The organism is Pseudonocardia sp. P-1 (assembly GCF_058111925.1).
The window spans coordinates 3,609,987-3,624,009 of sequence record NZ_CM176614.1; the positions used below are offsets into that span (position 1 = coordinate 3,609,987).

Annotated in this window: 14 protein-coding genes; 8 read left to right on the plus strand and 6 right to left on the minus strand. The window is 73.9% G+C overall.

Annotated features, from left to right (window positions below):
- Nucleotides 1-33: 33 nt before the first annotated feature.
- Together AC0GKK_RS17805 and AC0GKK_RS17810 are read left to right on the plus strand one after the other, a co-directional pair.
- On the plus strand, nt 34-876 hold the full coding sequence (locus AC0GKK_RS17805; RefSeq protein ID WP_489882147.1) for an alpha/beta fold hydrolase: 843 nt from the start codon (nt 34-36) through the stop codon (nt 874-876).
- A 31-nt stretch (nt 877-907) separates the two neighbouring features.
- Complete coding sequence (locus AC0GKK_RS17810) at nt 908-2,911, plus strand: alpha-amylase family protein (protein WP_208822919.1); 2,004 nt, start codon at nt 908-910, stop codon at nt 2,909-2,911.
- Between the two features lie 16 nt (nt 2,912-2,927).
- Here the strand turns inward: AC0GKK_RS17810 and AC0GKK_RS17815 are convergent, their stop codons facing one another.
- The 4 genes from AC0GKK_RS17815 to AC0GKK_RS17830 form a co-directional block, all read right to left on the minus strand.
- Nucleotides 2,928-4,061, minus strand: coding sequence for a hypothetical protein (locus tag AC0GKK_RS17815; RefSeq protein WP_489882148.1), 1,134 nt, complete (start codon nt 4,059-4,061; stop codon nt 2,928-2,930).
- Nucleotides 4,062-4,181: 120 nt separating this feature from the next.
- The gene (locus AC0GKK_RS17820) at nt 4,182-5,156 is read right to left on the minus strand and encodes an NAD-dependent epimerase/dehydratase family protein (protein WP_489882149.1); all 975 of its coding nucleotides are present in this window, start codon (nt 5,154-5,156) and stop codon (nt 4,182-4,184) included.
- A 17-nt stretch (nt 5,157-5,173) separates the two neighbouring features.
- On the minus strand, nt 5,174-6,958 hold the full coding sequence (locus AC0GKK_RS17825) for a choline/carnitine O-acyltransferase (RefSeq protein WP_489882150.1): 1,785 nt from the start codon (nt 6,956-6,958) through the stop codon (nt 5,174-5,176).
- Between the two features lie 5 nt (nt 6,959-6,963).
- On the minus strand, nt 6,964-7,833 hold the full coding sequence (locus AC0GKK_RS17830) for a HalD/BesD family halogenase (RefSeq protein WP_489882151.1): 870 nt from the start codon (nt 7,831-7,833) through the stop codon (nt 6,964-6,966).
- 195 nt (nt 7,834-8,028) lie between these two features.
- On the opposite strand from AC0GKK_RS17830, the gene tatA reads away from it, so the two are divergent.
- Together tatA and AC0GKK_RS17840 are read left to right on the plus strand one after the other, a co-directional pair.
- Entirely contained in the window at nt 8,029-8,310 is a 282-nt protein-coding gene (gene tatA / locus AC0GKK_RS17835; protein WP_489882152.1) for a Sec-independent protein translocase subunit TatA, read from the plus strand.
- Between the two features lie 20 nt (nt 8,311-8,330).
- Nucleotides 8,331-9,071: an SDR family oxidoreductase gene (locus AC0GKK_RS17840; protein WP_489882153.1), complete on the plus strand. Its 741-nt coding sequence runs from the start codon at nt 8,331-8,333 to the stop codon at nt 9,069-9,071.
- Between the two features lie 112 nt (nt 9,072-9,183).
- On the opposite strand, the gene AC0GKK_RS17845 is transcribed toward AC0GKK_RS17840, so the two are convergent.
- The gene (locus AC0GKK_RS17845; RefSeq protein ID WP_157818361.1) at nt 9,184-9,492 is read right to left on the minus strand and encodes a hypothetical protein; all 309 of its coding nucleotides are present in this window, start codon (nt 9,490-9,492) and stop codon (nt 9,184-9,186) included.
- 325 nt (nt 9,493-9,817) lie between these two features.
- Here AC0GKK_RS17845 and ectA point away from each other — a divergent pair, with 325 nt between their 5' ends.
- The 4 genes from ectA (at nt 9,818) to thpD (ending at nt 13,119) form a co-directional block, all read left to right on the plus strand.
- On the plus strand, nt 9,818-10,408 hold the full coding sequence (gene ectA, locus AC0GKK_RS17850; RefSeq protein WP_489882154.1) for a diaminobutyrate acetyltransferase: 591 nt from the start codon (nt 9,818-9,820) through the stop codon (nt 10,406-10,408).
- Nucleotides 10,405-11,658: a diaminobutyrate--2-oxoglutarate transaminase gene (gene ectB / locus AC0GKK_RS17855; RefSeq protein ID WP_346105730.1), complete on the plus strand. Its 1,254-nt coding sequence runs from the start codon at nt 10,405-10,407 to the stop codon at nt 11,656-11,658. Before ectA ends, ectB begins: the two co-directional genes overlap by 4 nt.
- 9 nt (nt 11,659-11,667) lie before the next feature.
- On the plus strand, nt 11,668-12,063 hold the full coding sequence (locus tag AC0GKK_RS17860) for an ectoine synthase (protein WP_062398314.1): 396 nt from the start codon (nt 11,668-11,670) through the stop codon (nt 12,061-12,063).
- Nucleotides 12,064-12,192: 129 nt separating this feature from the next.
- A complete protein-coding gene (thpD, locus tag AC0GKK_RS17865; RefSeq protein WP_489882155.1) occupies nt 12,193-13,119 on the plus strand; it encodes an ectoine hydroxylase in 927 nt (308 codons plus the stop codon).
- Between the two features lie 11 nt (nt 13,120-13,130).
- Here the strand turns inward: thpD and AC0GKK_RS17870 are convergent, their stop codons facing one another.
- Nucleotides 13,131-13,919 (minus strand): SGNH/GDSL hydrolase family protein, encoded by a 789-nt coding sequence (locus AC0GKK_RS17870; RefSeq protein ID WP_405421422.1) that lies wholly within the window; start codon nt 13,917-13,919, stop codon nt 13,131-13,133.
- Nucleotides 13,920-14,023 lie beyond the last annotated feature (104 nt).

Genomic DNA, 14,023 nt, shown 5'->3' on the forward strand with positions numbered 1-14,023 from the left:
CGGCACCGCGACACCGCCCGCGAGGAGGCACCCATGACCGTCGTGACGACGGATCTGCTCGACCGCCCGGACGCCCGCATCACCTTCGACGTCCGCGTCACCGGCCCGCTGCTCGTGCTCGTCGGCTCGCCGATGGGCGCCGAGGGCTTCGGCCCGCTCGCCGACGCGATGGCCGCCGACCACACCGTCGTCACGTTCGACCCGCGCGGCACCGGCCGCAGCCCCGCCGCCGACCCGGACGCCGACTCCACCGTCGCGGTGCGGGCGGCCGACCTCGCCGCGCTCCTCGAGCGCGTCGGCGGCGCCCCGGCCACCCTGTTCGGCTCCAGCGGCGGGGCGGTGGTGTCGCTGGCGCTGGCACAGGCGCGCCCCGAGCTGGTGGGGGTCCTCGTCGCGCACGAACCGCCGCTGGAGGAGTTGCTGCCCGACGCGGCGGAGCACCGCGCGGCGACCGAGCAGATCATCGGCACCTACCGGGAGCAGGGCGCCGCCGCGGCCTGGGCGCTGTTCCTGGCGTCGGCCGGGCTGCCGGGCGCGGCACCCGACGACGCCGCGCAGAACGCGGCCGACGGTGCCGGGCTCCCCGCGACCGACGCCGACGCGACCGCGCAGCAGGCCGCCGACGAACGGCACTTCTTCCTGCACGAGATGCGCGAGACGGTCCGGTGGCGTCCGGACCCGCAGCGCCTGCGCGGGCGGCGGGTCGTCGTCGGCATCGGGTCCGCCTCGGCCGGGCAGATCTGCGACCGGACCTCCCGGGCGCTGGCCGCGGAGCTGGACCGGGACCCGGAGCCGTTCCCCGGCGGGCACGTCGGGAGGCTGGAGGACCCGGCCGGTTTCGTCGCCCGGCTGCGGGAGGTGCTGGCGCGCACCTGACAGCGGCCGCGCGGTTCGGCAGGATGGCGCGGTGATCAGCACGACCGCTGCGGGCGACGCCGTCCGCGCCCGGCCCGACACCGAGCGTCGCCGCCGGGCCCGGGCCGCCCTGCACGACCTGCTCCCGCAGCTGTCCCGGGAGGCGGTCGCCGCGCTCGGCGCGGTCGAGGCGGCGGGGTTCCTCGCCCGCACCGAGCGCTGGTACGCCGACGCGCACCTGCCGCTGGACGCCCTCTACGGCGCCGTCGCCGACCCGGGCGGGCTGACCGCCCGGCTGGTGCGCGCCGCGCTGGCCGCCGCGGCCGCCCGCCCGCAGGCGCTGCGCGAGCTCGACCGCCGCCGCGAGGTCGACGGCGACTGGTTCCAGGACCCCCGCACCGTCGGCTACGTCGCCTACACCGACCGCTTCGCGGGCACCCTGCGCGGCATCCGCACCCGCCTGGACCACCTGTCCGACCTGGGCGTGCGGTACCTGCACCTGATGCCGCTGCTCAAGCCGCGCGACGGCGAGAACGACGGCGGGTACGCCGTCGCCGACTACACCGCCGTCGATCCGCGGCTGGGCACGATGGACGACCTGGAGTCCCTCGCCGGGGCGCTGCGCGAGCGCGGGATGAGCCTGTGCGTGGACCTCGTCCTCAACCACACCGCCGCCGAGCACCCGTGGGCGCGCGGCTGGCTCGCCGGCGACCCGCGCTACGCCGGCTTCTACACCGCCTACCCGGACCGGGAGATGCCCGACGCCTGGGAGGCGACGATCCCCGACGTCTTCCCCGACCGCGCGCCCGGATCGTTCAGCTGGGTGCCCGGGGCGGGCGGCGGCGACGGCGGCTGGGTGTGGACGACGTTCTGGGACTACCAGTGGGACCTCGACTGGACCTGCCCCGAGGTGTTCGCCGCGATGCTCGGCACCGTGTTCACCCTGGCCGGGCGCGGGGTCGAGGTCCTGCGCATGGACGCGGCGCCGTTCCTCGGCAAGCGGCTCGGCACGAACTGCCAGAACCAGCCCGAGGCCCACGACGTGCTGCAGGCGCTGCACGCGCTCACCCGGATCGCGGCCCCGGCGGTGGTCTTCAAGGCGGAGGCGATCGTCGCGCCCGACGACCTCGTCGGCTACCTCGGCGCGCACGACCGCTACCGCCCCGAGTGCGAGCTGGCTTACCACAACCAGCTCATGGTGATGCTGTGGTCGAGCCTGGCCACCCGCGACGCCCGCCTCGCCGCACACGCGCTGCGCCGCATGACCCCCGCCCCGTCGACGACGGCGTGGGCGACCTACGTCCGCTGCCACGACGACATCGGCTGGGCCGTCTCCGACGTCGACGCCGCCGCCGTCGGCTGGGACGGCCCGTCGCACCGGCGGTTCCTCAACGACTTCTTCGCCGGACGCTTCCCGGGCAGCTTCGCCCGCGGCGCCCTGTTCCAGGAGGACCCGGACACCGGGGACGCCCGCATCTCCGGCAGCGCCGCCGCGCTCTGCGGCATCGACGACGCCCGCGCCCGCCACGACCCCGCCGCCCTCGACGCGGGTGTGCGACGCCTGCTGCTCGCGCACGCCGTCGTCTACGGCTGGGGCGGCATCCCCCTGCTCTACATGGGCGACGAGCTGGCCCTGGCCAACGACACCGGCTACCGCGCCGACCCCGAGCGCGCCGCGGACAACCGGTGGATGCACCGGCCCCCGATGGACGAGGCCGCGTTCGCCCGCCGCTACGACCCGGACACCGTCGAGGGGCGGGTGTTCGGTGCGCTGACCGGGTTCGCCGCGGTGCGGGCCGAGCTGCCCGCGCTGCACGCGTCGGCGCCGGTGGAGGTGCCCGTGCTCGACGACCCGGCGGTGCTCGGGTGGACGCGGCGGCACCCGCGCGGCGGCCGCTTCGTCGGGCTGGTCAACGTGTCCGACCGGCCCGCCTCGGTCGACGCCGCCCTGGTCACCGGCCTGGACACGGTGCTGTCCTCCGACGGCCCGGTCCGCACCGAGGGCGGGCGGGCCCACCTCCCGCCGCTGTCCTGGGCGTGGCTCGCGGAGCCGTGAGCCACGCCCGGCGCCCTCACCAGCTCCCGAACGGCGTGCCGCCCCCGAACAGCGGTGACGTGCCCAGCGCCGAGCGGAACTCCAGGTACACCACGAGCCCGTAGACCACCCCGGCCAGGAAGACCAGGCAGGACAGCGACACCAGCACGTAGGTGAGGACCCGCAGCACGGTCAGCGCGGTCGGGTCCTTCGCGACCCGCACCGGTGCGGCGGCCGTGGCGGGGGCGGCCGGGGCCGCCGCCGCGCGTGGCGTCGTGGTCACCGGCCCGGTCGCCTCGACGGCCGGTGCGGCCGCCGCCGTGTCGGCGGACCGTCCGGTCGCGCCGAACCGGGCTGCGGCGGCCTCGGCCACCGTCGCCGGGCGACGGCCGCCGGACTCCGACGGCGGACGCGGCGCGGGCACCGCCCCGGCGCCGGTCCCGACGGCGGAGCGCTCGGCGACCGCGGTCCCGCCGCTCTCGCCGTGCCCGGGCCGTCCGTGCCCGGCGCGGTCGTACTCGGCCCGGTCGTCGCCGGAGTCGCGGCCGGACGTGGCGGCGGCGATCGGCCCGTCCCCGACGACCTCGTCCCGGGGCAGGTCCTCGTGGTCCGCGACGTGGTCCGGGTCGTCGTACGGCACGGCCGGGCGGACCGGCTCGTCCTCCTCCGGGGCCCGCGCGCGCCCGTACCCGGATCCGGTGGGGCCGGGGTAGGGCGGCCCGCCGTCGATCGCGGTCCCGCCACGGGACCCGGGGTCGCCGTACTCGCCGTAGGCGGCCCGGGTCGGGGTGACCGGCTCCTCGGGCTGGCGGTGCGCGGCCCGGCCGTACGGGCCGTACCCGCCGTCGTCGGGGTCGTCGCCGCCCGGCTGCGACCCGCCCGCCGGTACGGGGGCGCCGTAGCCCTCGTAGCGCATCGGTGCGGCGTACCCGCCCCGCCCCACGGTCGGCTGCGGACCGGTCCCGCCGTACAGCTCGCCGAAGCCCTCCGGGTCGGTGGGCGTCGCCCGCTCCACCGGCCGCGACGGCCGCAGGTCCGGGTAGCCGCCCTGGTAGGAGTCCTCGGGGAACTCGTGGTCGTCGAACCCGTGCCGCGGTCGCGGCGACGGCCGGGCGCGGTCGGCGTCGGCACCGCGCGGGCCGGGGCTGGGTCGGTGCTGCGGGCCGGTCATGGCAGGACCTCCGGGGTACGGCGTCACGGTCGGCGACACGTGCTGTGTCACCTCTACCGCCGGTCGTACCCACGGCGTTAGCCCTGACGACCTACAGTCACCCGGTCCGGCGAGGTGAAATCACCGGGTGTACACCCCGGTCGGGGAATCGTGGTACCCCTTCGCCCCGACGGCGTCGGCCAGCGGGCTGCGCGGCGGCCCGCCGTCACGCACCCGCGCGACGACGGCGTCGACGTCCCAGACCGGGGTCCAGCCGAGCTCGGCGACCGCCCGGCCCGGGCAGTACACCCGGTCCACCGGCGGGACCGGCCGGCCGCGGTCGGCCAGCAGCGCGGCGAGGGCTGGGGCCCGCCGCTCCAGCACCGCGGCCGGGTCGCGGCCCAGCTCGGCGAGGTCTGACCGGTGGAACGGCGGCGGTGCGCTGACCACGTAGCGGGCGAACCCGAGCCCGGGCGCCCGCCGGGCCGCGGCCAGGTGCGCGGACACGACGTCGGCGACGTCGACCCGCCGGTGGCAGAACTCCACCAGCTTGAGCGTGGTGTCGTCGTGGGCGGCGCGGACCTCGTCGCGGTCGTCGGGCTCGGGGAAGAACCGCGAGGTCCGCAGCACCACGACCGGCAGCCCCGGGTCCAGCGCGGCCAGCTCGCACAGGTCCTCGGCGGCGGTCTTGGTGGCGCCGTAGACGTTGCGGACCCGGGGCACCACGGTCTCGTCGATCCAGGTCGCGGGCCCGCCCGGCACCGGGGTCAGCGCGCGGCCGAACGCGCTGGTCGAGGACGTGAACACCACGCCCCGCACCCCCGCCGCGGCGGACTCCTCCAGCACCGCGAGGGTGCCCGACACGTTCGTGCCGACGAAGTCCTGCCTGCTGTGCGAGCCGACGTGCGGCTTGTGCAGCGTCGCGGTGTGCAGCACGTGGCTGACCCCGCGCAGCGCCGACCGCAGGGCGTCGCGGTCGGTCAGCGACGCGACGACCGCGGTCCACGGCGAGGGCCGCCGGTCCAGACCGACGACGGGCACCCCGTCGCCGGCCAGCGTGCGGACCAGCGCCTCACCGAGGTGGCCGGAACTGCCGGTGACGAGGACGCGCTCCATCCCACCAGTGAACCCGCTCAGGCAAGCAGGTTCCGCAGCTCGGTCACCGCCGTCCGCAGCTCCCGGGCGAAGGCGTGCATCCCTTCGGCCTGGTCGGCCGGGGTGGACAGGTGCACGTGGAAGCGGTCGGGCAGCAGCACGTAGGCCACCCCGATGCAGCGCGAGCTGGTCGAGCCGAACCCGAAGTACCGGATGTTGTCCGACGGCGCGGAGCTGGTCGACAGCCAGTCGTCGCGCATGATCGTCCAGCCGGGGGAGTCGAACACCGCCAGCTGCTCGGTGACGCCCAGCTCCGCCCCGCGACGGCGCCGGATCCAGTCCAGCTCCCACAGGTGCTGCTCGGGCGCGTCGCCCTGCTGGCACTGCTTCGCGCGGGCGCCGTGCGCCGCGGCGGCGGCCCGGAAGGTGTCGACCTTGTCGGCGTCGGAGGCCTGCGGGTCCCCCATGGCGTCGACGAAGGTCACCATCTCCGGCGTGATCACCCGCATCGCCTCGGTGCGTCCGCGCCGGAACTGCCGGGTCGCGATCGACTCGTAGGTGGCCCCGGTGACGCCCTTGGCCCGCCGGTGCGCGACCTGGTAGCAGGCCTGCACGAAGGCGTCCGGGGAGCACTTCAGGGCCTTCGCGTCGCGTGCGCCGAAGTCGTCGAAGGCGACGAGCTCGGTGGCGGTGGCGTCGAGGAACGCGGAGAACTCGTCGTGCGCGCGGGCCACGGTGGCGCGCAGGTCGTCGTCGAGGACGAACCGCAGCTCGGCGTGCGACGGGACGCCCTGCGGACGGGCCCCGATCCGCTCGGCGTGCACTTGCAGCGGGTCGCCGAACATCGCGTCGACCAGGGTGAGGACGGTGGTGCCGTCGAGCTCGCAGTGCTCGATGTTGACCCCGGCGGTGCCGTCGGCGAGCACGACGATCGACAGCGCCTTGTCGAACCACCGGTCACCGGCGTCCCCGGCCAGCAGGGTCCGCGCGGCGGACTCCTCGTCGGCGGGGTCGGTCTCGTCGAGACAGATCGCGAGCAGCGCACGCTCCACGAGGTCGACGGCCTCGGCGTTGGCCGGGTCCAGCCCGGTCAGCCGGTCCCGCACCGCGGCCCACTCGGCGCGGGCCAGGGTGGTCAGCGCGCCGACCGCGTCACCGGTGGCGGCCCGCTCGGGGTGGGCGTCCCGGATCTCCCGCAGGGCGCCGGCGATCTCCTCGGCGGTGTGCGCGGCGCCGTCGGCGCCGACCACGTCGAGGCGGTGGATCCGGCCACGGTGCAGCACCACGACGTGCCGCTCGGTGGACGGGCCCGGCCAGTCGTCGCTGTAGGGGGTGCGGACGGTGTCCTGGGGGTCGCCCGGGATGCGGGTGGTGGAGAAGATGTGGCGACTCTGGTCCATCGACTGCGGCACGTCGCGGTTGACCAGTGGCGGGAACGTCCCGGCGTCGAGATCGGCCTTGTGCCCGAGGGCGGCCACGGTGAGCTGCGCGGCCCGCGCGCACGGGTCGGTGGTGGAGCCGGGGCCGAACAGGAAGAAGAAGTTCGCGTTGAGCGCGATCCGATCGCGCCGGCCCAGGTAGCGCGACGGCCAGAACGCGTCCAGCCAGCTGTGGGCGCCGGCGTCGAAGCGCTCGAGGTCGGCCTGGAGCACCGACGCGGGGCCGCCCTCGGCGAGCAGCTCGCGGGCGGCGGACTCGGTGCGGGCGTACTCGTCGGGGTTGAGCAGCGGGGCGCACCACTCGAGGAAGCGGTCGACCGAGGCGGACAGGGTCGGGAGCGGCACCTTCGGCAGGTCGTCGTCGGCCGCGAACGTGGTGGTCACGGGCATCAGTCCAGCAGCCCGTCGACGCGCACGGTGCGCGACCCCCCGTGTTCGGACAGTGTCCTCCCGAACAGCTGGCGGGTGCGGACCGCGCTGCCGACCACCCCGGGGCGGGTGCTGTAGGAGAAGATCGCCGTGTGCCGGGCGACGTTCCCGCGCACCTCGGTCACCCGGTGCAGCGAGTACCGGCCGCGGAACAGCTGCAGGTCACCGGGACGCAGCACCAGCCGCCGGACGCGGTCGCCGCCCCTGCCGTGCAGGACCTCGGCGACGTCGGCGGTGTTCTCCGAGGACGTGCTGCGGATGTCCGGGCAGTACTCGAAGACCCCGCCGGCCTCCGGCGCGCGGGTGAGCAGGCTGATCGCGATCTCGTTGGTGTCGAAGTGCCAGGGGTGCGACCGGCCGTCGCCGACGACGTTCAGGCACAGCCCGGCCAGCGGGTCGGCCAGCTCGTGCAGCTCGGGCACGCCGGTGCAGGCGGCGAGGAAGGCGCGGAAGGCGGGCTGCGGGTACAGGCGGTGGACCACCGCGGCCGCCGGGATCCGGTCGCGGGCGACGAAGGCGTTGCCCCGCTCCATCGGCACCCCCGCCGGGTGGTCGGCGGGCAGCGAGGGGTCGGGGTCGGTGTTGTAGACGTTGACCACGGCGGTCTCGTAGTGCGCCAGCGGGGCGACCGCCTCGCCCTCGGTCCGCAGCCGGTCCCGCCACGACGCCCGGACGAACCCGGGGAGCACCGCGCAGCCGTCGGCGGCGAGCTGGGCGCGGGCCCGGCGGACCGCGTCCTCCCACCCGGACGAGCCCGGTTCGTGCACCGGGTAGCGGGCCAGGTCGACCGGGTCGAGCTCCTGCGGGGTCGCGAGTGCGGTCGGCTGCACGGATCAGCTCCTTCGTCCCCGGGCAGCGCCGGTGCCGCCCACGGTGTCACCGTCATCCAAACCCGTTCGAGGCCGCCGGATCAACGGTGAGTGACCGAGCGATCAGGTTCCGTGCGCCGTGGGAGGCTGTTCTTGCGCGGGAGAACCCCGGCGGAGGATGGTTCGTTGATCCGGTCGACGAGCGAGGAGGCTGTCATGGGCGCTGTGAGCCCCACCCACTGGTTGATCGTGCTGGTCGTGCTGGTCCTGCTGTTCGGCGCGAAGAAGCTGCCGGAAATGGCGCGGTCGGTCGGTCGGTCCAGCCGCATCCTGAAGAGCGAGATGCGCGGCCTGCGCGACGACGAGCGCCCCGGGGAGATCGGACCCGGCGGCGCGTCCCGTGCCGACACCGAGGTCCGTGACCCCGGTACCCGGCAGCCGGGGACGCCGGAGGGCACCGCCCGTCCGGAGCCCGGTCCCGAGGCCCACCGGGCCTGACACCGCAGGACGGACGACGCATGACGGTGCTCGTGACGGGTGCCAGCCGCGGGGTCGGCGCGGCCACCGCCCGGCTGCTGGCCGCCCGCGGCCAGGACGTCCTCGTCGGGCACCGGGCCTCACCCCAGGACGCCGCGGCCGTCGTCGCGGAGTGCCGGGCGGCCGGGGTGCACGCCGACGCGGTCGCAGCGGACGTCACCCGCACCGAGGGCGTCGAGCGCCTGTTCGACGCTGCGTCGGCCATGCCCTCGCCGCTGACGGGCGTGGTCGCGAACGCCGGCGGAGCTCCCTCGCGGCAGCGTCTCGAGGACATGAGCGACGCCCGGATCGACGAGGTCGTCGCGCTCAACCTGCGCGCGGCCCTGCTCTGCTCACGCGAGGCGGTGCACCGCATGTCGACCCGCTACGGCGGGGCGGGTGGTGTGCTCGTGCACGTCACCTCCCGCGCGGCGGTGCTCGGCTCGCCCGACGAGTGGACCGACTACGCGGCCGCGAAGGCCGGGGTGGAAGCGCTCGTCGTCGGGCTCGCGAAGGAGGTCGCCGCGGACGGGATCCGGGTGGCGGCCGTACGACCGGGCCTGCTCGACACCGACTTCCACGCCCGGGCCGGTGAGCCGGGGCGGATCGAGCGGATGGCGCCGTCGATCCCGATGGGCCGTGCCGGCCACCCCGACGAGGTGGCGACGGCGATCGCCTGGCTCCTGTCGGACGAGGCCAGCTACGTCACCGGCGCCGTGCTGGACGTGTCCGGCGGGCGCTGATCCGCCGGCGGGACCGGACCGGTGGCAGGTGAGGGAGCCACCGGCGCGGGTCGGGGCCCGGCCGGCGGTGGGGGAACGGACCGGCTGTGCGGTCGGCGGTCGGCGGCGGCGCTCAGGAGGCGGCGCGGGCCGAGCGCCCGAAACCGATCCGTCCGCGGCGGCGGGCGCGGCGCCCGGCCCCGGAGGTCTCGGCACACAGCAGGCAGCCGTCCCCGGGCGGGGAGGCCAGCGACGCCGGCAGCACCACGTGCCCGCAGAGCGCGGTGCAGTGTCCGGTTCCGGCGGTGAGCGAGTCGGCCAGCACCGCCTGCGCCACGACGTGGCTGCGGCTGTCGCGGGCGCAGGTGACCGTGACGGTCTGCTCCTCGTCCGGCGCGGTCACCACGGCCACGGGGCGCGTACTGGCGGGTGTCACCGACACGGCAGCTCCTCCGGGCACGATTCGACGGAATAACCATCCTCACCCCGCAGCGGTGCAGATGCAAGTGCATCCGCACGATTGGCCGAACGTGCGGGCGGGTGGTCGCGGAGCGTGGCGAGGGCCACGTCCGGGTCCGTGGCTGCGCCGGACAGGCCCCGTCGGGGTCACCGAGCTGTTCGGCGATCACGGTGTCTTCCTGGGCGGACACCCGGTCGCTATGTCACGGGCCGCTCTGTGTCGCCGGTCACGTCGATCAGGGCGCACGGGGTCGGTGCCGGTCGTCAGCGGCTGCGACCTGCGCCGGACGGCACTAACCTCATCCGTCATGACCGCTCCCGAACAGGCTCCTCCTCGGGCGTCCACGGCTCCGGACGGGGACGCCGCGACCGGCGCGCCCGCCCCGGCGGCCGACGCCGACGGTGACCATTCGTACGAGATCGGCTCCCCGGTCCCGGCCGACGGGGTGGACATGTGGCGGCTGGCGGTGGAGGCGCGGACGCTGGACGCGAACTCCCGCTACGCCTACGTCCTGTGGTGCCGCGACTTCGCGCGCACCTCGGTCGTCGCCCGGCGCGACGACGGCCGCGCCGTCGGCTACGTGACCGGCTACCTGCGCCCCGAGAACGGCGCCCTGCTCATCTGGCAGGTGTGCGTCGATCCGGTGGCACGCGGTGCGGGGCTCGCCGGCCGGATGCTGGACGCCGTCTGGGACCAGGCGGGCGCCGAGCGGATGGAGACCACCATCACGCCGGACAACGCCTCCTCGATCCGCCTGTTCACGAAGTTCGCGGGGCGCCACGACATGACGATCGAGCGGGAGGACCTCTTCGGTCCGGACCTGCTCGGTGACGAGCACGAGCCGGAGAACCTCTATCTCATCGGCCCGATCGCAGCAGACAAGGGTGGGAACACATGACCGTTTTCGAGGATCTCGAGTCCCAGGTCCGGAGCTACTGCCGTAACTGGCCCGTCGTCTTCGACACGGCGAAGGGCAGCCGTCTGACCGACGTCGACGGCCACTCCTACCTCGACTTCTTCGGTGGTGCGGGCGCCCTGAACTACGGGCACAACCCCGAGGTGCTCAAGAAGCCGCTGATCGAGTACCTGACCCGTGACGGCGTCACCCACGGGCTGGACATGTACACCTCGGCCAAGGGCGAGTTCCTGACCACGTTCGAGGACGTCATCCTCAAGCCGCGTGGCCTGGAGTACAAGGTTCAGTTCCCCGGCCCGACCGGCGCCAACGCCGTCGAGTCCGCGCTGAAGCTCGCGCGCAAGATCAGCGGCCGGGAGGCGCTGATCAACTTCACGAACGCCTTCCACGGCATGACGCTGGGCGCGCTGTCGGTGACCGGCAACTCGATGAAGCGCGGTGGCGCCGGCATCCCGCTGGTCCACTCGACGCCGATGCCGTTCGACAACTACTTCGACGGCAAGATGCCCGACTTCCTGTGGTTCGAGAAGGTTCTCGACGACACCGGGTCCAGCCTCAACGAGCCGGCCGCGGTCATCGTCGAGACGGTCCAGGGCGAGGGCGGACTCAACCCGGCGCGCATCGAGTGGCTGCAGGGTCTGCGGGACCTGTGCACCCGCAAGGGCATCCTCATGATCGTCGACGACGTCCAGATGGGCTGCGGCCGGACCGGCCCGTTCTTCTCCTTCGAGATCGCGGGCATCCAGCCCGACATCGTCACGATCTCGAAGTCCATCTCCGGCTACGGCCTCCCGATGGCGCTCGTGCTGATCAAGCCCGAGTACGACCAGTGGGGCCCGGGCGAGCACAACGGCACCTTCCGCGGCAACAACCCCGCGTTCGTCACCGCCACGCACACGCTGCGCAACTGGTGGACCGACGACACGCTGGAGAAGGAGACGCTGCGCAAGGGCGAGAAGGTCGAGGAGGCCTTCAACAAGATCATCGGTGACAACCAGGGCACCGAGATGTTCACCAAGGGCCGTGGGATGGCGCGGGGCATCCAGTTCGAGGGCGAGGGGCTCGCCGAGAAGGTGGCCTCGAAGGCCTTCGAGCACCGCCTGTTGCTGGAGACCGCCGGTCCGAACGACGAGGTGCTCAAGCTCCTGGCGCCGCTCACGACCACCGACGACGAGCTCGACGAAGGTCTTGCGATCATCGGCGAGTCCGTCAAGACCGTCATCGGGAGCTGATCCACAACCATGATCGTCCGCACCATCGACGAGATCACCGACACCGAGCGTGACGTGGTCTCCGAGGACCAGCAGTGGCGCAGCAAGCGCATCGTCCTGGCCAACGACAAGGTGGGGTTCTCGGTCCACGAGACCACGCTGAAGGCCGGGACGATCAACGACTTCTGGTACGCGAACCACATCGAGGCCGTCTTCATCACCTCCGGTGAGGGCGAGCTGTACGACAAGGACAACGACGTCACGTACCAGCTCAAGCCGGGCTCGATCTACGTGCTGAACGGCAACGAGAAGCACCAGCTCCGCCCGAAGACCGAGATCACCTGCGTGTGCGTCTTCAACCCGCCGGTGACCGGTCGTGAGGTGCACGACGAGAACGGCGTGTACCCGCTGGTCACGGAGGACTGAGGGCTCCGTACCGGGATCGACACCGCGAGGGGTGTTTCCGCTGTGTGACAGCGGGAACGCCCCTCGCGGTCGTTCACACGACGTCCATCCGAAGGGACACCGAACCCACAGCGACTCACAGGAGGGTCCATGACCGCACTGGTCGGTAACGACGAACCGCGTCTCGTGCGTGCAGCCGGGGACCGCTACCCGACGCGCGTCTCGAACACCCCCGCCTTCATCGACCGCGCCGAGCCCACCGTGTGGGGCTCGAGGGCGAGCGCCGGCATGTTCGGCGCCCAGGAACTGGAGGCGCACGAGCGCGACGGCTTCGTGCAGGTGCCGGGGCTGCTGACGGCCGACGAGATCGTGGAGTACCAGGCCGAGCTGGACCGGCTCGCCCACGATCCCGAGGTCCGCGCCGACGAGCGCTGCATCGTCGAGAAGTCCTCGGACGAGGTCCGCTCGATCTTCGAGGTCCACCGGATGTCCGAGGCGATCGGCCGGCTGGTGCGCGACGAGCGGGTGCTCTCCCGGGCCCGCCAGATCCTCGGCTCCGACGTGTACGTGCACCAGAGCCGGATCAACTACAAGCCCGGGCTCGGTGGCGGGGGGTTCTTCTGGCACTCCGACTTCGAGACCTGGCACGCCGAGGACGGGATGCCCGGCCCGCGTGCGGTCAGCTGCTCGATCTCGCTGACCGACAACCACCCGTTCAACGGCTGCCTGATGATCATGCCGGGGTCGCACCGGACCTTCGTGTCGTGTGTCGGGGAGACCCCGGAGGACTACCACCTGACGTCGCTGAAGGAGCAGGAGATCGGCACCCCGGACGCGGAGTCCATCTCGAAGCTGGCCCAGCGGCACGGCATCGCGATGATGACCGGCGAGGCGGGCGGCGCCACGTTCTTCGACTCCAACTGCATGCACGGGTCGGGGGACAACATCACCCCGTACCCGCGCTCGAACATCTTCCTGGTGTTCAACAGCGTCGAGAACGCCTGCGTGGCGCCGTTCTCCGCGCCGCGGCCGCGGCCGTCGCACATCGCCGCCCGGGACCACTCACCGGTCCGCTGAGCGGCTCGCGCTCAGGCGTCCTGGAGGGGTGAGAGCTCCGGACGCTTGGGCCGGTACCCGTCCCACGTGTGCCCGCCGCGCAGCCGCTTGCGCAGGTAGGGCATCACGTGGTGGGTGACCCACCGCAGGTCCTCGGCCTGGCGCGCGGTCCAGGGGGTCGGTCCGCCCTCGGGCTCCGGCCACGGCCCGCGCCAGTCCGGGGCCTGCTCACCGAGGGTCTCCAGCACCCGCCAGGCGACCCGCTCGTGCGCGTGCGGGACCAGGTGCAGCCGGTCCGGCCCCCAGGCCCGCGGATCGGCGAGGCAGTCCATCGCCCACAGGTCGACGACGCGGCAGCCGTGCCGTTCGGCGGCGGCCCGCATGTCCTCGTTGTAGCAGGCGATCCGGCCGCGCAGCCTGCGGATGAACGGGTGCATCCGGCGCAGGTCGAAGCCGGTGAAGATCAGCACCTCGGCGCCGGTCGCGACCAGCCTGCCGAGCGCGGCGTCGAAGCGGGCGGCGAGGTCGTCGACGTCGCAGGACCAACCGATGATGTCGTTGCCGCCCGCGCAGAAGGTGATCAGGTCGGGGCGCATCCGTTCGGCGACCGGGAGCTGCTCGGCGACGATCTCGTCGAGGACCTTCCCGCGCACGGCGAGGTTGGCGTAGCCGAAGCCCGGGCGGCGGTGGGCGAGGGTCTCGGCGACGCGGTCGGCCCAGCCGCGGGCCCGGCCGTCGGGGGTGAGGTCGTCGAGCCCCTCGGTGAAACTGTCGCCGATCGCGACGTAGCTCCGGTGCTGTGCGTGCGTCTGCTGGTGCATCGGCACGGCCCCCTCTCGTCCCCGGTCCTCCGCGTGCCTTGTCTGTTGTTCACCGCAACGATGTCCGGTGTTACGCCGATGATCACCCTGTTCGGCGCTGTCCG